A 25,672-nucleotide genomic window follows, 5' to 3' on the forward strand; every position below is an offset into this window, starting at 1 on the left:
AGCAAGCTCCCTCGCCACAAAGGCATCTTCATCACATTGAGTGTGCATTCCACGAGAGGATGTCCGTGAAAGCCAGATCCGACGAATTGCAGATTTTCGTCTGCGTGATCGAGTGCGGATCCATCTCCGCCGCCGCCGAGCAGGTCGGGCAGACGCCGTCGGCGGTCAGCCGCACGTTGTCGCGGCTGGAGGCCAAGCTCGACACCACGCTGATCAACCGCACCACGCGGCGCATGGACCTGACCGAGGAGGGCAAGTATTTCTTCGAGCAGGCCAAAGGCATCCTCGACCAGATGGACGAGCTGGAAGAGCGCCTGTCATCCCGCCAGAAGAACCCTGCAGGCCGGTTGCGCATCAACGCGGCCTCGCCGTTCATGCTGCATGCCATCGTCCCGCACATCGAAGAGTTCCGCAGGCTCTACCCGGACATCCTGCTCGAACTCAACAGCAACGACCTGATCATCGACCTGCTGGAGCAAAGCACCGACATCGCCATCCGCATCGGCACCCTCACCGACTCGACGCTCCACGCCCGCGCCCTGGGTTGCAGCCCGTTGCACATCCTGGCCAGCCCCGCTTATCTGAAGCAGCACGGCACGCCGTCAAGCGTCGCCGAACTGGCAGGCCATGCGCTGCTGGGGTTTGCCCAGAACGAGGGCCTCAACCAGTGGCCACTGCGCCACGTACACGGAGATCGTTGGCCGATCCAGCCCGCCATCAGCGCGTCCAGCGGCGAGACCGTGCGCCACTTGGCGCTGCAGGGGCAGGGCATTGCCTGCCTGTCGGACTTCATGACCCGCGAAGACATCCACACCGGTCGGCTGAAGGTGCTGCTGGCCGATGCCAACAGCGGATACCGCCAGCCGATCAATGCCGTGTATTACCGCAACTCGCAACTGGCCCTGCGCATCCAGTGCTTCCTGGACTTCATCCAGGGCAAGCTCGCCAGCTACGCCTCGCGGGAGTTCAAGGGCTGATAACCCCCTATCCCTGTGGGAGCGAGCTTGCTCGCGATGGCGCCGGGTCAGTCGCTATTGAAGTTGGCTGATCCACCGCTATCGCGAGCAAGCTCGCTCCCACAGGTTTTTGTTGGGTGTTGCTTCAGTCGTGCTGCACGCCCGCACGCTTGAGCATTTGTTTGCAACGCTCGGACAGGTGGAACACACGCAGGTGCTTGCCGGCTTTGCTGTAGCGTTCGCGCAGGGTCTTGAGTGCGGCGACGGCCGAGTAGTCGACGAAGCGCAAGTGACGGCAATCGAGGGTGACCTGGGCCGGGTCGTTGGCCGGGTCGAACTGGTTGAGGAACGGTGTCGTCGAGGCGAAGAACAGCGTGCCGTGCAGGCGATAGAGTTTGCTGCCGTCGGCCTCCTGATGCGTGTCGGCGTACAGCTCCCGGGCCTGTTGCCAGGCGAAGTTGAGCGCCGCGATGACGATGCCGCAGAGCACGGCCACCGCCAGGTCGGTGAACACCGTAATGACGGTCACCGCGATGATCACCAACACATCATTCTTCGGCACCTTGTTGATCACCCGCAGCGAGGCCCAGGCGAAGGTCTGTTGCGCAACCACGAACATCACGCCTACCAGCGCGGCCAGCGGGATGCGCTCGATCAGCGGCGACAGGAACAACACGAACAGCAACACCATCACCCCGGCCACCACGCCCGATAACCGTCCGCGCCCACCCGAGCTGAGGTTGATCACCGTCTGGCCGATCATGGCGCAGCCGCCCATGCCGCCGAACAGTCCGGAGGCGATGTTGGCTGCGCCCAGCGCCACGCATTCACGGTCCGGATAACCGCGGCTCTGGGTGATTTCATCGGTCAGGTTCAGGGTCAGCAGGGTTTCCAGCAAACCGACCATTGCCATGATCACCGCGTAGGGCATGACGATCTGAAGGGTCTCCAGGTTCCAGGGAAGATCGGGCCAGGCGAGGGCGGGCAAGCCGCCGGCGATATGGGCCATGTCTCCCAGCGTTCGGGTGGGCAGGCCGAGCAGGTAGACCGCCAGGCCGACACCGAGGATCGCCACCAGGGCCGGCGGCACGCTGCGGGTCAGCCGCGGCAGCAGGTAGACGATGGCCATGGTCAGCGCCACCAGGCCGGCCATCAGATACAGCGGGCTGCCGCTGAGCCAGGTTTCACCCTGCTTGAAATGCTCCAGTTGGGCCAGCGCAATGACAATCGCCAGGCCGTTGACGAAGCCGAGCATCACCGGGTGCGGGACCATGCGCACCAGCTTGCCCAACCGCAACAGCCCGAAGGCCATCATGATCAGCCCGCCCAGCAGCACGGTGGCCAACAGGTACTGCACGCCGTGCTGCACCACCAGCGCGATGATGACCACGGCCATCGACCCCGCCGCCCCCGACACCATGCCTGGCCGACCGCCGAACAGGGCGGTCAGTGTGCAGATGATAAACGCGCCGTACAGCCCCATCAGCGGATTGAGGTGGGCTACCAGGGCGAAGGCGATGCATTCGGGGAGCAGGGCGAAAGAAGTGGTGAGGCCGGCGAGGGCGTCGGCGCGAAGACGTGCTGATTTCATGATTTACCTGACTGGGCGCCGGTGGAGCGTCGGCTGCCGGGGAGTGGTGCAAAAAAACAGGTGCGGATGGTACGGAATTGAGTGCGGGGCGGCCAGCCGTTGGTTGATTGTGTTGATGAATTTGGGGCCGCTTCGCAGCCCAGCGGGAGCAAGCTCCCTCGCCACAAGGGCGATGAAAGTCTTGCGCTGAATTTTCATCAACGCCGTGTCGCGATGTCCGTCAGCGACAACTTTTATCTGTGTGCGAAAATTACTTTCAGTGGGTTTGAAGATTCTCCGTCGAAATGATTTATGAGTTTCACAACACATCGACGTGACCCCATTCGAGGAGTAACGCATGGCCCCTGCTTTCGGTTATTGGCTACTGGTCTACGCGGCCATCGCGATCATTGCGCTGATCGTGCTGATCGCCCGTTATCGGCTCAATCCGTTCATCGTGATTACCCTGGTGTCCATTGGCCTGGCGCTGCTGGCCGGGATGCCGCCGTCGGGTGTGGTGGGGGCGTACGAGGCGGGTGTCGGCAAGACGCTGGGGCACATTGCGCTGGTGGTGGCCTTGGGCACCATGCTCGGCAAGATGATGGCCGAGTCCGGCGGGGCGGAGCGGATGGCGCAGACGCTGATCGAGCGTTTCGGCGAGCGCAACGCCCACTGGGCGATGGTGTGCATTGCCTTCCTGGTCGGGCTGCCGTTGTTCTTCGAAGTCGGGTTTGTGCTGCTGGTGCCCATCGCCTTCACCATTGCCCGGCGTGTGGGCGTGTCGATCCTGATGGTGGGGCTGCCGATGGTCGCCGGGCTGTCGGTGGTGCATGCTTTGGTGCCGCCGCATCCGGCGGCGATGCTGGCGGTGCAGGCGTTCCAGGCTTCGGTGGGGCAGACCTTGCTGTACGCGATCCTGATCGGCATTCCCACCGCGATCATCGCCGGCCCGCTGTACGCCAAATTCATCGTGCCGCGCATTCAGCTGCCGGCTGAGAACCCGTTGGAACGACAATTCCTCGACCGTGAGCCGCGCGCGAACCTGCCGGGCTTCGGCGTGACCCTGGGGACCATTCTCCTGCCGGTGATCCTGATGCTGATCGGCGGCTGGGCCAACCTGATTTCCACGCCGGGCAGCGGTTTCAATCAATTCCTGCTGTTCATCGGTAACTCGGTGATTGCCCTGCTGCTGGCGACCATCCTCAGCTTCTGGACCCTCGGCCTGGCCCAGGGCTTCAACCGTGAGTCGATCCTCAAATTCACCAACGAATGCCTGGCACCGACCGCCAGCATCACTTTGCTGGTGGGCGCCGGCGGCGGGTTGAACCGGATCCTGGTGGACGCCGGGGTTACGCAACAGATCGTCGGCCTGGCCCAGGAGTTCCAGCTGTCACCGTTGGTCATGGGCTGGCTGTTTGCCGCACTGATGCGCATCGCCACGGGGTCGGCCACCGTGGCAATGACCACGGCCTCGGGCATCGTCGCGCCCGTGGCGATTGGCCTGGGTTATCCACACCCCGAGCTGCTGGTGCTGGCGACCGGCGCCGGGTCGGTTATCTTTTCCCACGTCAACGACGGCGGCTTCTGGCTGATCAAGGAATACTTCAATATGACCGTCACGCAAACCTTCAAGACCTGGACCGTACTCGAAACGCTGATCTCCGTGGTCGCGTTCGCCTTGACCCTCGGGCTTTCACGCTTGCTTTGAGCGCAACGCCACCCAACAGGAGCCGCCATGGACATCCTCTACCAGATCCGCTCCCGGCAGGATTCCTTCAGCGCCGGCGAAGGCAGAATCGCCCGGCTGATGCTCGACGACGTAGGCTTTGCCGCCTCTGCCAGCCTCGATGAACTGGCCCAACGGGCGGAAGTCAGCAGCGCTACGCTGTCGCGCTTCGCCCGTACCGTTGGGTGCCGCGACCTGCGGGACTTGCGCCTGCAACTGGCCCAGGCCAGCGGTGTCGGCAGCCGTTTCCTCGACCCGGCTGGTGCGCCGGAGCAATCGGCGTTTTATGGACAAATCGTTGGCGATATCGAAGCGACCCTGCGCCAGCATTTGTCGGCGTTCGAAGAGTCGCGGTTCGGTGATGCGGTGCGGATGATCGGCAAGGCGCGGATGATCCATGCGTTCGGCCTTGGTGGCTGGTCGGCGCTGTGCGGTGAGGAGTTGCAAGTACGGCTGGTGCGTTTTGGTTACTCGATTGCCGCCTGCCGGGACCCGGTGATGATGCGCATCACCGCCACTTCGCTGAGCGATCAACATCTGGTCATCGCCTGTTCACTGACCGGTATCACGCCGGAGCTGTTGAGCGCGGTGGAACTGGCCCGCAGCTACGGTGCGGCGATCCTGGCCATCACCCGCGCCGACTCGCCGCTGGCCCAATTGGCCGACTGCGTGCTACCCCTGCAAGGCGCCGAAACCTCGTTCATCTATAAACCCACGGCGGCACGCTACGGCATGCTGCTGGCCATCGACGTGCTCGCCACCGAGCTGGCGCTGGCCCACCCCGAAGACAATCAAGAGCGCCTGCGGCGGGTCAAACTCGCCCTGGACGATTACCGCGGCGGCGACGATCACTTGCCGCTGGGAGACTGACATGCTGTACGACACGCTTATCCGCAATGCGCTGGTCATCGATGGCAGCGACGCGCCTGGCTACCGCGCCGACGTCGCCATTCGCGCCGGTCGCATCGAACGCATCGGCGACTTGCGCGATGCCCGCGCGGTTGAAGACATCGACGCCGCCGGCCGCGTGCTCGCGCCTGGCTTCATCGATGTGCACACCCACGACGACACGGTGGTCATTCGCCAACCGCAGATGCTGCCCAAGCTCAGCCAGGGCGTGACCACCGTCATCGTCGGCAACTGCGGCATCAGCGCTTCGCCGGTGAGCCTGCGGGGCGATCCACCGGACCCGATGAACCTGCTCGGCACGGCCCAGGCGTTCGCCTACCCGCGCTTTACGGATTATCGTGGGGCAGTAGAGGCCGCCACACCGGCGGTCAACGTGGCTGCGTTGGTCGGGCACACGGCGTTGCGCAGCAATCACATGGACGATTTGTTGCGCACCGCCTCGGTGGGAGAAATCGCCGCCATGCGTCGGCAATTGCGCGAAAGCCTGGAGGCCGGGGCGCTGGGTTTGTCCACCGGCCTGGCCTACGCCAACGCGTATTCGGCGTCCACCGACGAAGTCATGCAACTGACCGAAGAGTTGGCCGCGTTCGGCGCGGTCTACACCACCCACCTGCGCAGCGAATTCGAACCGGTACTCGAAGCCATGGACGAGGCCTTCCAGATTGGCCGGCACGCCCAAAGCCCGGTGATCATTTCCCACCTCAAATGCGCGGGCGCCGGTAATTGGGGACGAAGCCCGCAGGTGCTCGCGGCGTTGGAGAACGCGGCGAAAACCCACCCGGTCGGCTGTGATTGCTATCCCTATGCGGCCAGCTCCTCGACCCTGGATCTCAAGCAGGTGACCGATGCCCATCGCATCACCATCACCTGGTCGACAGCGCATCCGCAAATGGGCGGTCGTGACCTGGCCGACATCGCCAACGAATGGGACGTGTCGCTGCTGGAGGCAGCGCGGCGCCTGCAACCGGCCGGTGCGGTGTACTACGGCATGGATGAAGGCGACGTACGACGGATCCTCGCCCATCCGTTGTCCATGGTCGGCTCCGACGGTTTGCCCGAAGACCCGTTTCCCCATCCGCGCTTGTGGGGCGCTTTCCCACGGGTGCTGGGACATTTCAGTCGTGACATCGGGCTTTTTCCGTTGCACACCGCCGTGCACAAAATGACCGGCCTTTCTGCGGCGCGCTTTGGCCTCAAGCAACGGGGCGAAATTCGTGAAGGGCATTGGGCGGACCTGGTGTTGTTCAATCCCCAAACCATTCGCGACGTGGCTGATTTCAACGAACCTCAACGGGCTGCCGACGGTATTGATGGCGTGTGGGTCAATGGTGTCTTGAGCTATCGCGAAGGACAGGCAAACGGGCGACGGGAAGGTCGGTTCCTGGCGCGCGAAGGCGATCTGCGCCAGGGGTTCAGTCCATCGAATGGCGTGTAAGCGGCTGAAATTGTATAAATTTGCGTCACAATAATGGCACTGCGACACTAAAGAAGCCGGGTTCAAGGCCGAAGCATTGAGGTCAACCCATCTACACTGGGTCTTTTCAGCCAGGGAGCAACCCATGAGCTTCGGTAAAACCACCCCAATCCTGCGGATCTTCGATGAAGCCAAGGCGTTGGCGTTCTATGTCGACTTCCTGGGCTTTACCGTCGATTGGCAACATCGTTTCGGTGACGACTTCCCGCTGTACCTGCAAGTCTCCCGCGGCGACTGCGTGCTGCACCTGTCCGAGCACCATGGCGATTGCACACCGGGCTCGGCGTTGCGGATCGAGACCGATGAATTGGAAGCCTTCCAGCAGCAATTGCTGGCCAAGCAATACCGCTACGCCCACCCCCAGATCCAGGCCATGCCCTGGGGTAGCCAGGACATGGCGATCAGTGATCCGTTCGGGAATCGGTTGGTGTTTACCAATGCGATTAATGTCTAGAGCCAGATACCCATGTTCTTTCCGGGCCGTGCTCCAGGTTCAGGGCATGGCTGTTTCAACGTCTCGGCTCATTATTTGATTTCCGATACATGAAAGTTGTACACCAAATAGTCCCTGGGGTTGCGGCCGGTCGAGATACGGACGTTTTCGGGAATGATGCCGCTGCAGTTGAAGCAGGCAATAAATGGCTCCGGCTGGGTCAGCTGCCCCGTCAGTTTTTCGGTGAACAGCGTCGTATCCGAAAGCACCCGTTCAGCTTGGCCCGGGTACAGCGCAACAACTGAGTTCAACACGCCAACTTCGCCATGGGCTCCCGGTCCTCCGGCTCGTATGGGAATGATTGCGTTGCAGGCATCGATATGTTTTTCGATGAGCTCGCGGGTTGGGCCTTGCAGTTCATACAGGTTGTCGATGGTCCTGCTCAGCGTTGGGTCGAGCTTCAGCGCTTCAGGATCGACTTGAAATTGATGGTTTGGGTCTTTTTTCCGGTCGCGGTAATTGTCGGCCAAGTGTTCGATGTAATCAGGCGTATTGCTGATCTTGTAGCTGCCGAAGTTCAAGTAGAACTTCTCGCTGGTGGCGGAGCCGTCGTAATCCGGGTCTACCCCGCGATACCCCGTTGGGCCGGATCTGGGCGCTGGCAGGTTGTAATGCTCGTTGAGGACCATATCGTTATCGCCCGTGCGGTCCTGAATAACGCCATAGGCGTGAACGACCAGTTCCTTGCGCTTTGTCTTGCTGAAGCTGGGGCTGCTATCGAAACCTTCTCCATGCATTTGCGCGGCTTGTTTCGTACGCTTTGTTGGCGGCGGCAGCATCATTTTTTTCGATCGTTCGTGACCATCACGCTGGGTCCATTCGAATGGGTCAATGTCCCGCCCTTGAGCATCAACGAGCACCAGCCCTTGATGGTCGACGAATCGCAGCGGGTTATTCCCGACCATGCAATACAGGTTCAACCCGTCCACCGCTCCCGCCGGATCCGGGCTGATCCAGCGTTGCAGCCAGGGTGCGTAATACCGGTGTCCGTAGTAGTACAAGCCGCTGGCATCGCGCTCCTTGCCGGAGTAGCGAAGGGTCCGGTAATCGGCCTCCACGGCCGAGCGGGAGGCCATCCAGGCAGTTCCTCCAAAGGGCAGGTAGCTTTCCTGGCTGATCAGTGCGGCCTGTTCGTCGAGTTCCAGCGAGCTGGAACCCAGATGATCGTCCAGGCTGTAGCGCATCTGATTGGCGGCAAGGCCAGAGGGCCGGCCTTCAGTCCAATGCAAGTAACGCACGTTGCAACGGCCGGCTTGCAGGGTGATGACTTCCAGGCGTTCGCCGGGACGGCTGCGAATCTCGAGGCCCGGCAAATAACGGACGTCTCGAATATGCGTCGATGATGAGGTGTAGGTGGTTTGTATCTTGCGCACCCGCAGGCCGCTGCTGTCGTAGCCATAGCGTTCAATGTCAGGGGGACGGTCTTCGCGCTGGACCAGTAACACGCTGTCGAGTTGATTGCGGCTGTTCCATCGCAACGTCCGACCAAGGTCCAGGCTCTGCTGGTTACCGTTGGCATCGAAATCCATTGCTGTGGCGGGCATCGAATGACCCGTGCGCCAGGACAGGAGCCGATTGCTTGTGGCAGCGACGTTCAGTGTCCGGGTGTAGTGGTTGCCTTCGCGAGCATGGCGCAGTTCGGTCAGGTTGCCACCGGCATCGTATTCATAGTGCTCGGTAAAGTTGAACAGTTGCCCGGGGTCGACCGGTGTCTTGCTGAGTGCCGCAACGCTCAGTCCCGCCGCTTCACGGCCCGTCGCGCGGATCAACTGGTAGAGGCTGTCGTAGGCGAATGTGCTGATGGCTTCGACCCGCTGGTTATGGCCGAACCGCACAGGTTGGACCTTGTCCTCGATTCGCGTCACGTTGCCCACCGCGTCATAGCTGTAGTGCAGGTCTTGCAAGGTGCGGCCAGAGACCGATGCGCAGAGTGAGGTCAGGCGACCGTTGGCCGGATCGAAAACGGCGCGACTGACGACGCCATTGCCGAGGGTCTGGGATTCAACCTGGCCAAGTGCGTTGTAAACGAAATCCTTCGCGATGGTTTTTTCAGTGGCCGTGTCGTTTATTTTCAAACTCACGGACATCAGTTGGCCGGCAACATCAAACGCGTAGCGCTGTTGGTGTTGGGCCGCATCGGACTGTTGAATGGGCTGTGCGAGGGCGTCGTAGCGCCAACTCGTCTTGTGGCCTTTCCCTTCTTCAAGCAGTGAATCGCGGTCTTTCTCGTCGGCAGGCCAGTCGGGTGGCGTGATGTCGGCCAGCAAGCGCCTGGTCTGGCTGAGCGGCTTGGCGCAAAGCGCATATTCGTCGATGAGCAAGGTGCCGGCGCTGTCATCGTGACGGATGAGCGCACCGCACAGGTTGCGCGCCGCCGCCTCTGGCGAACTGTCACCGTAGCGCAGGCACTCGACTCGGCGCGGGGCTTGTCCTGCTGCTCGCTCCAGGACCGCCGTCGGTCTGAGTTGGTTGTCGTAGGTCGTTCGCCAATGCTGTTCGTTTTGGTCCCAGCGGTGCACGATCTGCCCGGCATCGCCAGGCAGGCTCAGTCGCCATCCAGCGTCGACACTGTTCACCAGCAGTGCCTTGCCGGACAGGCTGTAGACCGTGACCAGATTGGCGTCGGTTGCCGTGGCAAACAGACGAGGGTCTCGCTGCGCAACCTGTCGTCCGGCCAGGTCGTGGTCTTGCTGGGTGATACGCGCCTGGGCGGGTTCGTCCACCCGGCATCGATGGTAGGCGACCTGTCGCGCCAGCAGGCCACGGCTGTCGATGGCGTTGACCGTGGGGGTCTTGCGATGAAGGCGTGCGTTCATGCCACACCTCCTGCGGTCGAGGAAGGTTCGGCCATGACGTCTTCCAGCGTGTCGTTCTCGTCTTCATCCACGCTGTACCAAGGGTGACGGGTAAGTCGCCGCAGATAGCAAAGGCCGTCTCGTTTGGCGAGACGGGTGTGGGTCGCACGCCCCAGCGCGTCGTAGAACTGCTGGTCGTAGTACCCAAACTGCCGCAAGGACGCATCGTTGATGTAGCGATGCTGATCGGCAAAGTAAGGACGGTAGATGCGGATCGCCAAGCCCTTGCTGTTGTATTCCACCCGTTCGCTGATGCGCCAGCGGGTGGCTGCGATCTGTTCCTGCGGTTTGCCGTCCTTGAGCGTCAGTTCACCGTTGGCGTCCACGACGTAGGCCCTGCCCGATTCCACCCATTGCTTGTTTTGCAAGGTGCGACCAAAGCCGTCGAAGCACGTCTTGGTGACGCGGATTTGTTTCTGGTGATCATCGGGGTAACGATCGGCAACCAGCGTGGTGATGTGCATCGGCTCACGTACCGAGGCGTGAAGTTCACCTTTGAGTTTTGCATCGTCGACAGAAAGTACTGGGAGGTTCGACAGTCGGGTTCGAGCCGAAGCACAGATATGCCCGGTGGGGAGCAGGTCACGGTTCGCCACACAGCGCGCGAGCCAGTCGGCGTCCATCAGTGCCGCCTTCGATACGCGACCCATCCAACTGAAGGGGGCGTAATAGGTAGCCGTGGCGGCCTGCTGTAGGGCCTCCCTGCGCGATTGAATGGCCTCTGCCGGGTCTTTGAAGAGCGCTCGGTCGAACTGCTCGAGCGGTTTGAAACCCACACGGGTGGCGTTCTCGTCGCCATAGACGCTGGTGGCCAAAACTTGGCCGAACGCGTCCGCGAGGCATTCCTGTACGTTGCCGTTGGGGTCGGTAATGCTCACGGGCAAAAGTGAGCGGTAATCGTAGCGGGCCCGAGTAGTACAGCCATCGGGCAGTTTGAACGCGGTGACAAAGCAGTTGCACGTGTCGTAGCTGATCTCGGTCACGCCGTGGCTGCTGCTCGGCTGTATCGCCTTGGCGTTATAGAAGCCTTCCAGCCCTGCGTAGGTCGCGAAGCCACTCTTGACTGACCAGAGGGTTCTCGAAGGCGTGCTCGCGGGGAGAAAGTCGGCCATGCGATGGTAGCCACATCGTTCAAGCAGTCTTCCCTTGGGGCGAGAGGTGGGTGGCAATAGTTGAAAGGCATGCAGAGCGGCTTCGTCCAGCTCGGCGGTTTCCAGATGATCGACCAGGGCCTCGAAATGAGCGACGCCGTCCGGCAAGGTTTCTGCGAGGGTGCTGTCTTTGTAGCGTTGCACGCAAAGGCCGGTCAGAACGCCCTGGGTCATCCAGGCTGCTTCCTTGCTGAGCCCGATGAGTTTTTCGTAAGTCAGATCTTGTGGGGCCAAGCCTTCGGCCTCGGGGGCCTTGGGGCGTTTCCAGGCGTTGGTGCGTTGGCGATAGGGCAGGCTCAGTCGCCATCCTTGAGCGGCTTGCAGATGGATGAACTCGGCACGGGTTTCCCTCAGGTAGTAGAACTGTTGCGCCGGATCATGAGCGTCTCGCCACCATTGTTGCTGGTCAGTATCGCTGAAGGGCGGTGTATCGCTGGCGGTTTTGCGTCGGGCGTAATGGACGTTCACGCTGTGAGTCAGGGCGCCGTAGCGGTCATGCTGCAAGTTGAGGGTGTGCTGGCACTGTGGGTCGTCGCTCAGGCCTTCGTACTGGAAGCTGATGGACTCAAGCGGCAAGGGCAGCAGGCGCGCATAACGCCGATGACCTTCGGGCGCTTGTAGCAAACGTACCCGGTAACGGTTTTCCTGGACCGAATACAACTGGCGGCGTTTATCCCTTGCGTAGGTCTCGCTGCGCAGTAAATGGCCACTCAGGGCGCGGCACATTTCAAGGGTGGTCGCTGCGTCTGGCGGATCAATCAGTACGTCGCTATTGCTGCCAGCATCGTATTGGCACAGCAACGCCTTGCCCAGCGCCACGGCTGCCCGGTCAGCGTCGTGATAGCCGGTTCGGGCCATGTCCACCGACTGTCCGGTATGAAACCAGCTTTTTTTCAAGCAGGGCGCGGTGAAGCTTGGTGAGTCAGCATCGTTGGGATGGGCTTCGTTGTCGGTTTGCAGCAGCAAGCCGAAGCCGCGAAATTCCCGTTCGATGCCATCGTAATAACCCTGGCGATAGGAGAATCTCTGGCTCAGGCGATTACCGCTGATCTCATCCACCTGGGTCTGGCGCGACACCAGGTGCAGAGGCAACGGCAGATGACAGGCAAGGGGGTCGCGGGCATTTACTCTTGCCGCCTTTTCGTCCAGCCATTCCTGGGCCGAGCTGCGGTAGGTGATGCTGTGGGCGGCGCCCATGTTGTTGTGGGTGCCGGTCAGCAGATACGGTTTTTCACGAACAAAATCGTAGCGCCAATGTTGCGCCGGGGTCAGGTACGGCACGCTCAGTATCAGGCTGGAGCAGCCGAGCCCTTGCAGGTCGGCGATGTTCACCTGGCATAAGCGGTCGTAGCGCAGGCCTTCCGGCCAGGGCAGCGCAACCGCAGGCGCGAAGCCGTTGCCACAGCGGTTCATGAAGATCAGTGCTTGATCCGCTTGCAGGTAGATCAGGTCGGCAGCACCGGAACCATCCAGGTCCGCAAAACGGATGCGCGAGGCATCGAAGGTCTGGTGGGCAAGGCCCGGAAAGTCCAACACGATGCCTTTGCCGAAACGTCCACGGCCCAGGTTTGGCCAACACTTCACTTCGTTGTGGCGAATGCGCACCAGATGCTGTTGGCCGCTGCCGAGCAAATCACTGAACGCCACCAGCTCGGAGGGTGACGCGGTGAGTACTGGCAAGGCATCGTCATCGCAGTTATGAGGGATGTCCCGGGCCGCAGAGAAGCCTTTTTCGCGCTGATTGGCATACAGGCGAATGCTGCGTGGGCCTATCATGGCCAGGTCGCCGAGCCCTTCGCCCATCAGGTCGGCCAGTTGCCCTTGTGGATGGAAAAATTCTGCAGGGAACGCGTGAAACGTAGCGAAATCCGACCAGCTTCGATCAGCACCGAGGGAAAAAAAACCGTTGAGCCCCGGTTGGGCAACGACCCAGTCCAGCCGTCCATCGCCGGTGAGGTCGCCTAGCGTCTGGCGCAGCGGCTTTGCCGTATCGGCGACGGGGATGCGGGGCAGTGCTTGCCACTGGTCGTAAGCCACTTCATCCGTCTTGGCTTTGGCTCGAATGGGTTCGCGGTAATACCAGCCTGTGTCGCTTTGATAGAGCACACCGGGCAGACCTTCACCGTACAGATCCACCACTTGAAAACCCAGGTCGCCGCTGAGGCCTGGCATGTCTTGGAAACGTTGCCAGGCGCCAGGATCTGGAAAGCGCTTGAACTCGCTGTAGCTGAATTCAACGGGAGGGCGGTTCTGCGCCACTGCCCGGTCGTCGAACGCCTGGTCATGGGCGGTGCTCAGGAGGTGATATCCCAGGGGTGTCTGGCGGTAATCAAGCAGCAGGCGTCGAACGAGGACGGGGGCAGCGCCCAGTTCCTCGGGAAAACAATGGAACATCAACACCTGGCGGCACAGGCGCTCGGTGCGTAGTTCAAAACCGTAGGCAAAGGTGGAAAAAGCATCGCTACGGGGTTGCCATCGTTGGCCTTCATAGCGCGGTTGCTGGTCGTACCCGGCGCTTCGTTCGCCATAGTCGAACACCAATTCGAAGTGCCATTGCACAGCCGTGGGCTGACTCGTTTTCCACAGGTAAAGGTCGGCGTCGGCCTGGAAATTGCCATAGCGCACGTGGCTCAAATAGCGTTGGGCCGTTGTATCCCCTGTGTATTGATAAAGAATGTGCTCGCCGCGAGCGTTCAGGCTTTCCTCCAGCAGCCATTCACCGACACGGCTAGCTTGCCGGGGATCTGCCCGGCGCGATTGGGGATTCTTGCCGAAAAGATGGAGGCTGCCATCGGCACCGTGCACGAGCCAGAAACCTGGTTTGTCGTTGTTCGACGACCAATGTTCAATGCGGTCGAAGCCGCTTTCGACTCTTGGAAAATGGCGCGTCACGGTGTAGGTCGTGCCCAGGGCCAGCGTGTTGTAGCAATTGATGAGGGTTGAACGGATGACGCCGTTTGCGTCGCGTTCCGGCAACCAGACCACACCGCTGGGGCCGACGATCTCGTCATCCTCGGCATAAGCCGGGACGCCCTTGTTGGTACGTCGTGCCACGCTGGGTAACGACAGTCCCCAGCCGATACCGAACACGCTGTTGCCGACCGAGCTGTCGTAACGCAGAGACAAGGGCGGAGCAAAGCCGCGTCCTGGCGAAATCGGCAACGCAATCTCATAGGATGCGGTGCCGTGGGCGCCGACGTTTCCCCAACCTTTGCCGATGCTCTGGATGGCGCCGCCGCCCTTGGGCAGGGTCGGCGCGGTAACCGGCAATGCGGGTTGCTCGTTCATTGCGCACCCCCGGCGGCCCTGGCCGTATAGCTCATGTGCACGATGACGTCGCTCAGCGATTCCAACAGGTCTTTTTGTGCTTGAGGATTGGGGAAGGCCAGTTGCCACGTGGAGACAGCGCCGGTGTATTCGAACGGCAGGTAGCGTTCATCGTTGAAGTTCAGGGTGAACAAGCCGTTGTCGTCGACGCCGGTGGAAAGGGCGATCTGTTGGTTGGCGCGCCGGTCCTCCATGACCTGTCGCGGGTCATCAGGGGCCATGAACACTTTGCTGGAGGTCTGGGTCAGCGTGGCCCGGATATTTTCATAAGGAGCGACGACGACCGGCAGGGAAACGCTGATGGTTTTGATCCGCCGCAGGTAATGTTTCTGATCCTTGTAATCAGCGTCGAACAGTTCGTGGGGCAGCTCGAACGTGCATTGGCCTTTCTTCAGATCGGCATGCATGTCCTGCCATGGCTTGTTGATCGTCGAGGTTGGGGTCTGGTCCTTCAATTGACGCAGTGAAATCGTCTTGCGGATCTCCAACTCTCGCTCGCTACAGCGCAGATATCTGGCCTGCATGTTCAACAGGCTGAGTTTCAATTGCTCGCCTGCTCCTAGCCCTCGATAGGTGGTATTCCATGCGCCGGGTTGGATGAATCGCGTCGCGAAATCGGCAATTTCGTATTGCCAGCAGGCCTCGGCGGCCAGGCACAGGGCGAGCGTCGTGTCGTAAGCCTGGCGGTAGAACTGCGCGAACCGGCTGTTCAGCCATTGATACAGTTGCGTCTTTGTAAAGCGCTTGCTGAGAAAGTCGTAGTGAGACTTGGCCTGGCTCAGGCCGGTTTCAGCCAGGCGTAACTGCAGGCGGGTGGCGGTTTGCTGCTCGTTGAAGTGCGCCAGTTGGGCGTCGATCTGCGCAAGTTCGAGCTGCGCCTGGTTGTGTCCCTGTATCCATTCATCCCGGCGGCGATTGAACGACTCCGTGCGGTCGATGTTTTCTGCGGCCATACGGCTGGTAATGGCGGCGCTGTGGGCTGATGCGCTGGCAGAGAGCATCGGACCTTCCCAGCGGCTGCCGCCAAAGGAGAAGCCGGCAATGTTCGGAATCACCATCAGGCCCCCTGCCGCGATCTGGCACGCCGTTGCCACGATCTCGGCCGTGCCACTGGCCAGTTGAAACTGGGTGGCCAGTCTCTCGTTTGGACTGACGTCCTTTTCCAGCAACATTTTGTAGTGGTCGATTCGGCTTTGGACAATCGCCTGGCTGGCCAGCAGCGCCTGGTGTTGCTGACGGTCGATGTTCAAGGCCTGGCGTTGCAGGTCGACCGAGATTTTCGCCAGGTTCCATGCTTGCTGCTGCTGTAGCTCCTGCAGCTGGGCCTGTTCTTTGTGCTCGATCAGCGACAACAGCGAGGCGCCAAACTGGCTGAGGCTTTCCACTGCACTCAATGCCTGGCTGTGCATGACCGAGAACCGATAGTGTGGGATCGATGCACTCGGCAGCCCTCGAACCGTATTGTCCGAGGTATTCAGTACTGGGCTACCGAGCAATGCGCGAGGGTCCAGCGGCACAGCAAATACCGGCAGATGCAGCGGCTTGCCGGCGATGTCGAGGTTGTGCCGCAAGTTGTACAGGCGGCTTTCCGCAATGTCCCAGCACTGGAGCAACTGCGGGTTGAACGGCAGACGCAAATGCGGGCTGTCGATGGCTGGCCAGGACGCGTGCAGGCTGCCCTTGCGAACGGGCAATGAGGGCTGGGAGCGGGCGAGTGATCGTTCAAATGTGCGTAAGTCGTCACTGGTGGTTTCGCTCAGCGTTTGCAGGCTGAGGCTTACCCAATGATCGACCGATTGAACGCTCGGGCGTGGCCCCAACAGATCCAGTACCCGCACGTACCACAGCTTTGCCTCGCTGAGGCCGTCCGGGGTCAGCTGGCGGTAGGCGGCGTCGCCTCGATTGATCAGGATGTCCAGGTACAGGAAGTACAGCGCCTTGCGAAAGTGCGCCGGATGGCTGAGCGCGATCTGATGAGGGTCGTGGGGCGTCCGGTCGGCATACGACGGCGTGGTGCTATCGATTAAAGAAACGGCCCTCCAGCAATTTTTCTGGCCGCGACCTGGATCGAAGAGGCGACGCAACCAGCGTTCGGCCTCTTCATAGCGCTGTTCGGCGTTCAAGCGCTGGGCAACCAGCCATGGCACGTAGAGGAACAGTTCGGTGAAGTAACGACCGTAAGGACCGTGGAAGTCCATCCCGTTGTTGGCGTCGTCTGGTATGGCGGGTTCTGGCAGGTGTTGTGTGGTCCAGTCGAACAGCTCATCGAGACTGTTCTCAGTACGCCGGATCAGTTCTGCGGCGAAGGTGGTATTCAACCTGATCGGTTGGCGGAGTTGGTCTCCGGCATCGCTGGTCTTGATGGCGCTATGGGTGAAATCGATAAATTGGGTGGTGCCTAGTCCGGCCGTCGATGAGGGGGTAATGCCTGGAGCTTGAAGGTGCGTAGGGATACAGTTCAGCTTGATGGCTTTAAGGGCGGAATAGAGCTTTGTTTCCGGTTCATCGGGGTAGACAAAGGCGACCCCACAAAAAAATGTATCGCCGTCTTGGCTGAGATCCTCGCTATGCCAAGTGAACTCGAAAAAATCCCTCAGGTCCGGTGCCGGGTTGGACTGCGCCACCACGGTCAGGTTTTCATACGACAGCGGTTGAGCCGCCGAGGCGGTTGGCTGACGGAAAATCACATATTGAATGTTTCGCGGCTCATCAAGAAAGACTAGTGCCTTACCAAAATTTAGCGCTGCGGAGTTGTTTGCTTGTATTGATAAGTTTTGTACCTGTCCGGAAGTGGTGCTGCCATTATTGCGTCTACTTTCGATAATCAGATGGCGCACTGCCTCTGTAGAAAGTAATTTCCCCTGAAGGTCTGTGTAGGCATCGAGCGTGATACCGCGCGAGTGTTCAGAGTCTTTGAGCACGTCGATCATGTGGTCGAACGATAATATGTGGCTCTGGTTAAGAGGTAACGGAGCGTGGCTGGTTACTTCCAGGTATGAACCTGCATCCAGTTCCACGTAGGGTGTTTCCGGCAGGCTTCGGGCGGGAAACACTAAGTGAATCTGGATTCTTGGGAACTGATCGTGTCTGGTTTCAAGCCTTAAGCGTCTTTTTTCAGGTGGTTCATAGAGGCTGGCGCGATTGTCGATGTCTGCAGTCATGTGTAGCGTGAGCGTGGAGGCGGTATGGCCATGGGTGGATCGGATTCTGATCCGCTTCTGGCACCCGTCGAAGTTAGACATGGAATCGCTCATGCTCGTCGGGAGGGAAGCTTCAGCGAGTATGATTTTCGAGCGTGTTTTTGTTTGAATACGTTGCTCGACAGCGCCTATGAGCATTTTCACGGCGGTCTCGTAGGGGAGAGATTTTTCTGTTGCCGTTTGCTCCGTGGTAGCTGAGCTATTCAACTCAGGGATGAGATTCTTATCGATACAAGCCGTTTTAATGAATCTGAAATTGTTGCCAGCCGAGTAGGGCGTGTCGGTTTTGAGTTCTCGTGCACACAAGGCTATAAACAGTGAGTCATGCGAGCCGTTGTTGTAGTGCACCGCAACAGAGCCTATCAATGCCCGGGTTGCACCAAGGTCCTTGCCGCAAAGCACTTTGTCGTCGCAGTAACCCTGCAAGCCAACTCGCGGCGTACTCCAGTTTCCATCCTGTTTCTTGAAGCAAAAGCTCAAGCGCAATAGCGGATGACTGGTGCCCGACTGCCCGACGGAGGTATGAGCGGAGTCAATGGTGAAGGCGCGCGGATCCTGTTGTATGCATTCTGCCCAGACAACAAACAGACGATTGTTGAACCAGACAGGACGAATCGAGTGTTCGACCGCGCTTTCGGGAATGGGCACATCGGCTTTTTCCCAATCCGACCAGGCCGATGGATCCGGCTGATCCAGTTTGGCGGCGATGGCCGGGGACGGTGCTGGCGTGCCGCCCAGTGGGCGTTGCGCCATGTCCAGCGAGCGCCAGAAATAAGTATTCTCCGATCTTGATTTGGCAATGAAATAGTAAGTGCTGTTGGCAAAGTCTTCGCCGTCGATGTAGCCGTTGAGAATATTCAGGTTGGCGATTTCTTCGAATCGGGTCAGGTAGGCCATGACCGCCGATTGAACCGCATCGTCCTGGATCCGGCTCTGGTTGAGGTCGTTTTCCAACTGCTGGAAGTTGTCGCTCTTGTTATTCCTCAGGGCCGGGTCCAGGTAACTTGCGGGGAAATACAGCAGCTTTTGATGAGCCGCCCAGATGGGGTACTGATGCATCTCGTTGCGCCACGTCTGCAGGTGCTCGGGCGTGATGCTTGCCTGGTCGTAGCCGGGCTCCATATTCATCAGGATGCGATTGATGTATTGCTGAACGCTGGCGATGGCGCACGCCACAGGCGTGGTGGGCACATCCTGGCTGACCAGTACGTCCAGTAGCCAGTATTCGTAGAGGTCCTGAGCCGTCTTGAGCCGTACCGTTCCGGTCAGGCTATTGTCGGGCACGACCTTGTCCAGATAGAGCGCCAACTGCGCATCGCGCAGGCTTTCATCCAGCTGCTTTTTCATAGCAACGGTCATATTCAATCCTTGAATAAAAAAATGTTGGCCTCAATGGCACGCAGCGATCAGTCCTTCACCGACGATTTTCCAGTCCTGTGTCAGGCTGTCGCTATTGAGTGCGGCGGCCTTGAGCAGCTGGCTTGCCGACAGGCCCGTGCTCAAGCAACACGCTTGGCAACGCATGACCCAATCCACGGCTTGCATGGTGGTGGCGCGTTTGGGCGTCAGCAGCATTGTCAGGTAACTCACTTGCTCGGTGCTCCAGCCCAGCAGGTGGGCCAGCAGGCTGTTGACTGTCTCTGCTGAATGCTGCGGTAGGTCTTGGTTGGCGAGTTGCAAGTAGTGCAACAGGTTTGCTTCCGACTGCGCCTGACGGCGCGCGCAATGATTGAACCGTTCGAGCAAATACAGCGTTTGAGGTGTAAGCGTTCCTGAACTGTTCGAGGCTAACCACGTGGGATGGTCCATTAACGCCTGTAGCGTGCTGCTGCTCAGATGCAATTTCTGGCAGGCTTCAGCGGTGCGAAGCACGTGCGCCAGCAATGGCGGTGTTTTGCCGACAGTGGCGATGATGGCCTGGACTATTTCCGTGGCATTCGTGCCGGCCATTTTCATCACGCAGGGAAGGTATTCGGCGGACACGTCAGCCCTGTCGTGCAGCAGCGTTTCTACCAGGCGTTGAGGATCGTGGCTGGATTGGGCGTGTTCTCGAAGTGCGGCCAATCGCTTTTCCAGGTTCTGATCCAACGGCAAGTCATGCCTGGCACTCTCGAACAGGCGACACCACTGCAATACATCGAGATCGTTTTGCTTGAGCCAGTCCAGCGCCCAGTCCATCGCCATCAAAACGTCGAGAATGTCCGGACCGGTGGCGGTCAATGTTCCGGTCACCAACGCCCGACAGAATGTATCGCCTCCCAGTAACCGGGCCAGTTCCGTGCACGCCAGCGGCGACAGGCCAAACATCCGGGCGATACGGGCCTGGCGGTAGAGTGAGGAGACTGTAGGCAAATCCTTTTTTAGCGCCAGGTACTTCCCGGTCTGTTTCACCAGCAACAACAACGCGTCTTCCGTGAGTGCGAGCCCCAGGCCCGCGCCGAGATAGCTGAGGGTTTCAAGATCCGTGGGATCGAGGTCCGTCGCCTGTTTCTCCCACGCAGGGTTTTCGAGTAAACGGGTGCGATTGAATACTTGGTCGAACAACGGAACACGTTCTGCGCAAGCGCAGGTCGGCATTTCGTGCACCAGCGAAGCAAACTCCTCAGGGGTGATGCCATGGCGCCGCGTCATGTACTGATAGACCCCAAGCGCGCGCAAGGTGTTGGCGCCGAGTGTCATGGCGGTGTTGCCCTCCGAATGCAGGCTATTGACGATCAGCGTATCCAGTTCGGCAAAGGCAATACCGGTCCATCGTTGCAGTCGGACCATGCGCTGCATGCGGTCGAAGCGTTCGTAGGACTTGTTACCAAACCCACGCTGGTTCTTGTTGGTTTCAAGCACCAAAGCGGAGGTGGTGTCGGGGCCGTTGATGTAAGCGGCGCCCTGGAGGTTACGCGTCGGGGGCGGGTTATGGGGCGAGAGGCAAGGGCTGTATCGGCCATGCGCCAGTAGCTGCTCAACCTGTTCCGTCGTCAGCCCGGTGCGCTCCTTGAAGAACGTGAAATCACCCAGGCGCTTCACATCTTCAGTGCCATAGGCTTTTTTCAAGGCCTCGAAATCGGAGTTCGAAGCGAGCGGTGCGAGCAAGAGTGCCTGTTGCGCCGGGCTGAGCCCTGAAAGCAGTTTTTGCGCTTCGACAGTCGATTGAAAAACGTGTCCATACGTTGAGCCGTCCTGGCAAAACGGCAATTTCAGGCTGATCCGATAATTGACTTCACCCAGGGCGGGTTTACCTGCGCCCAAGCCAAGCAGGCATTGGTGGTGGTGAAGATCATAGGGCAGTGAAAAGGGATAGTGTGCGCTGGCCAAGGCCTGCTGAACGGTCGTGCCGTCATCGAGACTGGCCTCGATATGGCTGCGCAACGTGTCGTTGACGATGTTGAGCATCGGGCGTGCAACCAAGGCGCTGTGTGGGTCGAGCATCAGTGTGTTGAGGTCCGGTCGACGTTTCTCCAGGGGGATCTTGCGGGCGTGGGTGGAGCTGTTTTCCAACTGCCTGGCAAACAGGTACAGCGCACGCAGGTAGGCTACGGGCGAGTCGATCGCGGCGATGTCACCGTCCTTGCAAAACCGATCCCAGTTTTCCTGGAACAGTGCTTGGTAGCTGATCGGCCCGGATGTCGGGTCTGAGTCCAGGCTGCGTCGCACACGGGGCTTGGTGGCGCTGGGGCAGAGTTGATGCTCCAGGTACAAGCGGCTGATCTGCCGGGCGTGGCTCGACGCATTGTCGTAGGCCTGCCCGGCATCTGCATCGCAGTGCCTGGCGAGCGCCTGGGCGAACTGCGCCTTGCCCAGGCGCAGGATGTCGAATACCGATGTCAGCCCCATTCGCTGCAGGGCGGTCTTGAAATCGGTTTTTGCAGCGTCCTCGCCAATTGGCGAGGCAACGAGCGTGTGCAACAGAGAGCCGTTGTCTGCGTCCATGTCGGTGCCTCTCCTGTTCGAACGGAATGTTCTTGTCAGGAGAAAACCGTACAGCAGTACGCAAAAAAAGACGGTAGGACGTGGGCGGGAGATGTGTACGAAAGAGCGATTCGTGGGCTGCGCGGATGCAAGTCCTGTGGGAGCGAGCTTGCTCGCGATGGCGTCGGACCAGCCAGCATTGAAGTTGGCTGAACCTCCACCTTCGCGAGCAAGCTCGCTCCCACAGTGGGTCACACAAATCGGGTAGGGCGTTAGACGCGGAAGTGGCTGACCATCATCTGCAACTGATTACCCAGCCGTGCCAGTTCCACACTGGAGGCGGCGGTTTCTTCGCTGGCGGCGGCGGTCTGTTCGGACACGTCACGTACGTTGATGATGCTGCGGCTGATCTCCTCGGCCACGGCGCTTTGCTGCTCGGCGGCCGCGGCGATCTGCTGGTTCATCGACTGGATATTCGACACCGTGCGGGTGATGTTTTCCAGTGACGCGCCGGCCTTGCGGGTCAGGGCCACGCTGCTGTCGGTGAGGTTGCGGCTGTTGTTCATCACGGCCGCCACTTGCTGGGTACCGTTCTGCAGGCCGGCCACCAGGCCTTCGATTTCTTCGGTGGATTTCTGCGTGCGCTGGGCCAGGCCACGGACTTCGTCGGCCACCACGGCAAAACCACGTCCGGCTTCACCGGCGCGCGCGGCTTCGATCGCGGCGTTGAGCGCCAGCAGGTTGGTCTGCTCGGCCACGGCCTTGATCACGTCCATGACGCTGCCGATCTTGTCGCTTTCCTGTTGCAGCACGGTCATGGCGTCGGTGGAACGCACCACCTCGCTGGCCAGGCGTTCGATCTGGGCGATGGCTTCGCTGACCACTTTGTCACCGGCACGGGCTTCGCCGTCGGCGGCGGCCGCGGCCTGGGAGGCCTCTTCGGCGTTGCGGGCCACTTCCTGCACCGTGGCGGTCATTTCGTGCATGGCGGTCGCGACCTGATCGGTCTCGACTTTCTGGCTGTTGACCCCGGCGCTGGTCTGCTCGGTCACCGCGGACAGTTCTTCGGCGGCGCTGGCGATCTGGGTCACGCCATCGCGGATGCCGCTGATCAGGTCGCGCAGGGTCACGCCCATGCGCGCGATGCCTTGTTGCAGCACGCCGAGTTCATCACGGCGGGTGACGATGACCGTGTGCGAGAGGTCGCCGCTGGCAATGCGCTCGACCACGGCCAGGGTATCGCGCAGCGGGCCGGTGATCTGGCGAGTGATGATCACGGCCGCAATGACGCCGACCAGCAATGCCAACAGGGTGCTGACCAGTTGCAGGGTGCGGGCCTGGGCACTTTCGGCGTCGCGGCGGTTGAGCTGGATCTGGTACAGCTGCTCGCTCAACGTCACGATTGACGCGCCCTGTTCAGTCATTTCCTTGCGTGCCTGTACCGCGTCGGCGGTGGCCAGCTTGAAGGCCTGCACGGCGCTGCGGTATTGGGCGAGGGTGTTTTCCAGTTGGCGCAGTTCATCCTGGCGGGTGCTGGAGAAGTGCTCGTTCAGCGGCTTGAGCGATGCGATGGCGGCGTCCAGTTGGGCGACGGCCCTGCGTTCGGTGTCGGCGTTGCTGTTGGCGGTGTAGCCGCGCACTTCATAGCGGGCCAGCATGAAGTCCTGCTTGGCCTGGGTGATGGCCTGGAACTGGGCGAAACGCTCGTCGCCGGGGGCCATATTCCGCACGTCCGAATCCAGGGTCTCGATCAGTTTGTAGGCGATATCAGCGTTCGTGCCCATGGTATCTCGGGCGGTGTTGCCCGTGCGGTAGGCGCTGCGCATTTTGTTCAGGGACACCTGATAGGCGCTGATGACTGCGCTCTGCTCCTTGAGCAACTTGACGTTTTCCGGGCTCTTGAAACTGCTGAGCAGGGCATTCTGTTGCGCCACGAAACCATCGAGGGTGGTCTGCACGTTTTGGGCGGCGGTCTCGTCACCGTTGGTCAGCATGTATTGCAGGCGCGTGACCCGAAGTTTGGTCAGGCCGGCGTTGAGCTGGGTGATGTCGCTCATCCAATTGCTACGGTCGATCAGCCCACCCAGGCTGGTCCAACTGGTCAGGGCCAGCAGGCAGGTCAGTACCAGCACCAGGCCGAAGCCCAGGCCCAATTTCATGTTGACGCTAATGTTGCCAAACCAGCTGTTCATCAAATTCCTCCAGGAACGTTGTGCTGCTTGATCATCGGTACGCTGGAAGATTGTTGTTGTTAAGAGCCAGCAAGAGCATGTAGCAGGGCTATATCGGCGGTGGGTTCAAGATCTGTAAGTTTTTTTCCGGCTATCTGTGGGAGCAAGGCTTGCCCGCGATGAAGGCGATGCGGTCTGCCACAGAATCGAGGTGTCTGTTTCGCGAGCAAGCTTTGCTCCCACACTAAGCTTTTTTTCACATCGGTTTCACCGCCTGCCCACGTCGGCCTCTCTACTGTCGCGCCATCGAATGACTGGGTAGATGCCGTCGGGGCGGCTTGATGTGGAACTGAGACTGAGCCTTTTCGGCCTGAGGCGCTCGATCGATACGCGCCGCTTTGCCCGCTACCAAAACGCTGTGGTCGTGCTGGCTTCGGCGCTGCTGGTCATCCCGTTGACCCTCTGGCTGCTCAGCCCGGCGGCGATACCGGACCTGGCCCATGGCAATGTTGGCGGCGCCCGGGCCTTGGCCGATGGCTGGGCCAAGGGCGAGATGATCGTACTGGTGCGTCATGTCGAGCGCTGCGATCACTCCAAGGCCGCGTGCCTGAATGATCGCGAAGGCATCACTGACCGTGCCCGTGCCGTTGCGGTGGGGTTGGGGGCGCGGTTCGAGCAACTGGGCCTGGACAACGCCGACCTCTACAACAGCCCTCTGGTCCGTGCGGCCCAGACGGCGGGCTACATGTTCAACAAGGTGAGTGCTGGCGACGACTGGCTGATCAATTGCCGCCACGACCTTCTGCGCAATGCCCTGGCCCACAAAGTCGCCGGGCGCAACCTGATCCTGGTCACCCACAGCGAATGCATGCAGGCATTGGAAACCACGCTCCAGCGGCCTACCTCGACGTTTGGCTACGGCGCTTCGCTGTTCGTCTCCACCGCCCAGCCACAAGCCCCGCAGTTGCTCGGTTTTATCGAGGCATCTGACTGGCGCTCGGTGGCTGTCAGTAACTTTTCCCACGATTAGGACCGCCCATGCTGACGTCTGCTCGCGCCCGTTTCTACGGGCTCAATCTCGGAATTCCCCTGGTCTGCGCCGTGGTGGTGTTCTTGCTGTTCGACATGACTCGCATCGACATCGCCTTCAGCAATTTATTCTACGACCCGCTGCACCAGGTCTTTCCGTTGGAGCACGTGCGGCTGTTCGAGAAAATCACCCATAAATGGGCCAGGATCATCCCGAACTGGACCGGCGAGGCGGCGATCATCGGGGCGCTGTTGTCGTTTGTCTGGTCGATCTTCACGCCGCAGAAGCGCCCGGGATTGCTTCGTCTGTTGGAGAGAACCCGGTTGGCCGCGCCGTTGCGTTTTGCCCACAAACATCGGCGCGATTTTCTCTATGTGGTCTTCGCCTTTTCCCTCAGCACCGGGGTGATCCATTACCTCAAGGGCCACACCAGCGTGTACTGCCCGGTGGAAACCACCCAATACGCCGGCAAGATCGAGCACAAGGAGTGGTTCCAGAATTTCGACCTGCTGAACGTTGCCGGTGACGGTCGCTGCTGGCCCGGCGGTCATGCGTCCGGCGGCTTCACGATGCTGGCGCTGTATTTCGTCGCCCGCCGTTACCGTTGGCGTCATTCGAAAACCTTGATGTATGGGGCGCTGGCCTTGGGGTTTGTCTACGGGACGACGCGGGTCCTGCAGGGCTGGCACTACATGTCTCATACCTTCTGGGCAGGGATTTTCGTCTGGTTGAGTTGTTGGCTGATGGCGTTGCTGTTTTATGGGCGTGCGGCCTTGGAGCAGCCTGTGTTGAAACCACAGCGAGCGACGCAGGCGGCTGTCGTGCCTGCGTCGGGTAATGCACATTCGTCAGCCTGAATGCCAGGCAAAAAAAAGCCCGCTGGGAGCGCGGGCTAAAACCTTAGTTT

The 25,672-nt window shown here is 60.3% G+C and carries 13 protein-coding genes and 1 pseudogene; 7 read left to right on the forward strand and 7 right to left on the reverse strand.

Annotation, left to right across the window (positions count from 1 at the left end; translation table 11 throughout):
* The first annotated feature begins 65 nt into the window (after positions 1-65).
* Positions 66-977, forward strand: a complete 912-nt coding sequence (locus Q7F16_RS04405) for a LysR substrate-binding domain-containing protein (protein ID WP_409556026.1) — start codon at positions 66-68, stop codon at positions 975-977.
* Positions 978-1,101: 124 nt separating this feature from the next.
* On the opposite strand, the gene Q7F16_RS04410 is transcribed toward Q7F16_RS04405, so the two are convergent.
* Complete coding sequence (locus tag Q7F16_RS04410; RefSeq protein ID WP_014336446.1) at positions 1,102-2,547, reverse strand: SulP family inorganic anion transporter; 1,446 nt, start codon at positions 2,545-2,547, stop codon at positions 1,102-1,104.
* Positions 2,548-2,884: 337 nt separating this feature from the next.
* On the opposite strand from Q7F16_RS04410, the gene Q7F16_RS04415 reads away from it, so the two are divergent.
* The 4 genes from Q7F16_RS04415 (at position 2,885) to Q7F16_RS04430 (ending at position 7,089) form a co-directional block, all read left to right on the forward strand.
* Entirely contained in the window at positions 2,885-4,234 is a 1,350-nt protein-coding gene (locus tag Q7F16_RS04415) for a GntT/GntP/DsdX family permease (protein ID WP_046063070.1), read from the forward strand.
* A 27-nt stretch (positions 4,235-4,261) separates the two neighbouring features.
* Complete coding sequence (locus Q7F16_RS04420; RefSeq protein WP_046063071.1) at positions 4,262-5,122, forward strand: MurR/RpiR family transcriptional regulator; 861 nt, start codon at positions 4,262-4,264, stop codon at positions 5,120-5,122.
* Position 5,123: 1 nt separating this feature from the next.
* Positions 5,124-6,596 (forward strand): N-acyl-D-amino-acid deacylase family protein, encoded by a 1,473-nt coding sequence (locus Q7F16_RS04425; protein ID WP_409556025.1) that lies wholly within the window; start codon positions 5,124-5,126, stop codon positions 6,594-6,596.
* A 124-nt stretch (positions 6,597-6,720) separates the two neighbouring features.
* The gene (locus Q7F16_RS04430; RefSeq protein WP_003197565.1) at positions 6,721-7,089 is read left to right on the forward strand and encodes a glyoxalase superfamily protein; all 369 of its coding nucleotides are present in this window, start codon (positions 6,721-6,723) and stop codon (positions 7,087-7,089) included.
* 71 nt (positions 7,090-7,160) lie between these two features.
* Here Q7F16_RS04430 and Q7F16_RS04435 read toward each other — a convergent pair whose 3' ends face one another.
* The 6 genes and pseudogenes from Q7F16_RS04435 to Q7F16_RS04460 all read right to left on the reverse strand — a co-directional run.
* Positions 7,161-9,944 carry an RHS repeat-associated core domain-containing protein gene (locus Q7F16_RS04435; protein ID WP_409556024.1) on the reverse strand — a complete coding sequence of 928 codons (2,784 nt, stop codon included), beginning with the start codon at positions 9,942-9,944 and terminating at the stop codon, positions 7,161-7,163.
* Entirely contained in the window at positions 9,941-14,422 is a 4,482-nt protein-coding gene (locus tag Q7F16_RS04440; protein WP_409556023.1) for a SpvB/TcaC N-terminal domain-containing protein, read from the reverse strand. The genes Q7F16_RS04435 and Q7F16_RS04440 overlap by 4 nt, the downstream gene beginning before the upstream one ends.
* Complete coding sequence (locus tag Q7F16_RS04445; RefSeq protein WP_409556022.1) at positions 14,419-19,020, reverse strand: neuraminidase-like domain-containing protein; 4,602 nt, start codon at positions 19,018-19,020, stop codon at positions 14,419-14,421. The genes Q7F16_RS04440 and Q7F16_RS04445 overlap by 4 nt, the downstream gene beginning before the upstream one ends.
* A gap of 30 nt (positions 19,021-19,050) precedes the next feature.
* Positions 19,051-21,585 carry a Tc toxin subunit A gene (locus tag Q7F16_RS04450; RefSeq protein WP_409556021.1) on the reverse strand — a complete coding sequence of 845 codons (2,535 nt, stop codon included), beginning with the start codon at positions 21,583-21,585 and terminating at the stop codon, positions 19,051-19,053.
* A gap of 251 nt (positions 21,586-21,836) precedes the next feature.
* The gene (locus Q7F16_RS04455) at positions 21,837-22,700 is read right to left on the reverse strand and encodes a methyl-accepting chemotaxis protein (protein ID WP_409557442.1); all 864 of its coding nucleotides are present in this window, start codon (positions 22,698-22,700) and stop codon (positions 21,837-21,839) included.
* Between the two features lie 42 nt (positions 22,701-22,742).
* A pseudogene (locus Q7F16_RS04460) lies at positions 22,743-23,756 on the reverse strand (methyl-accepting chemotaxis protein); the annotation flags it as partial.
* Between the two features lie 301 nt (positions 23,757-24,057).
* Here Q7F16_RS04460 and Q7F16_RS04465 point away from each other — a divergent pair.
* Together Q7F16_RS04465 and Q7F16_RS04470 are read left to right on the forward strand one after the other, a co-directional pair.
* Positions 24,058-24,765: a histidine phosphatase family protein gene (locus Q7F16_RS04465; protein WP_046063079.1), complete on the forward strand. Its 708-nt coding sequence runs from the start codon at positions 24,058-24,060 to the stop codon at positions 24,763-24,765.
* Between the two features lie 8 nt (positions 24,766-24,773).
* Positions 24,774-25,622: a phosphatase PAP2 family protein gene (locus Q7F16_RS04470; RefSeq protein WP_409556020.1), complete on the forward strand. Its 849-nt coding sequence runs from the start codon at positions 24,774-24,776 to the stop codon at positions 25,620-25,622.
* Positions 25,623-25,672: the final 50 nt, after the last annotated feature.

The sequence above is a fragment of the Pseudomonas sp. Lb2C2 genome, assembly GCF_052112205.1.
GTDB lineage: Bacteria > Pseudomonadota > Gammaproteobacteria > Pseudomonadales > Pseudomonadaceae > Aquipseudomonas > Aquipseudomonas kilonensis.

What these genes read in the sequence shown, in the direction of transcription:
- Q7F16_RS04410 (WP_014336446.1), bottom strand. Translation starts at nt 2,547, where the DNA reads ATGAAATCAGCACGTCTTCGCGCCGACGCCCTCGCCGGCCTCACCACT.
- Q7F16_RS04415 (WP_046063070.1), top strand. Translation starts at nt 2,885, where the DNA reads ATGGCCCCTGCTTTCGGTTATTGGCTACTGGTCTACGCGGCCATCGCG.
- Q7F16_RS04420 (WP_046063071.1), top strand. Translation starts at nt 4,262, where the DNA reads ATGGACATCCTCTACCAGATCCGCTCCCGGCAGGATTCCTTCAGCGCC.
- Q7F16_RS04425 (WP_409556025.1), top strand. Translation starts at nt 5,124, where the DNA reads ATGCTGTACGACACGCTTATCCGCAATGCGCTGGTCATCGATGGCAGC.
- Q7F16_RS04430 (WP_003197565.1), top strand. Translation starts at nt 6,721, where the DNA reads ATGAGCTTCGGTAAAACCACCCCAATCCTGCGGATCTTCGATGAAGCC.
- Q7F16_RS04435 (WP_409556024.1), bottom strand. Translation starts at nt 9,944, where the DNA reads ATGAACGCACGCCTTCATCGCAAGACCCCCACGGTCAACGCCATCGAC.
- Q7F16_RS04440 (WP_409556023.1), bottom strand. Translation starts at nt 14,422, where the DNA reads ATGAACGAGCAACCCGCATTGCCGGTTACCGCGCCGACCCTGCCCAAG.
- Q7F16_RS04445 (WP_409556022.1), bottom strand. Translation starts at nt 19,020, where the DNA reads ATGACCGTTGCTATGAAAAAGCAGCTGGATGAAAGCCTGCGCGATGCG.
- Q7F16_RS04450 (WP_409556021.1), bottom strand. Translation starts at nt 21,585, where the DNA reads ATGGACGCAGACAACGGCTCTCTGTTGCACACGCTCGTTGCCTCGCCA.
- Q7F16_RS04455 (WP_409557442.1), bottom strand. Translation starts at nt 22,700, where the DNA reads ATGGGCGTGACCCTGCGCGACCTGATCAGCGGCATCCGCGATGGCGTG.
- Q7F16_RS04465 (WP_046063079.1), top strand. Translation starts at nt 24,058, where the DNA reads ATGCCGTCGGGGCGGCTTGATGTGGAACTGAGACTGAGCCTTTTCGGC.
- Q7F16_RS04470 (WP_409556020.1), top strand. Translation starts at nt 24,774, where the DNA reads ATGCTGACGTCTGCTCGCGCCCGTTTCTACGGGCTCAATCTCGGAATT.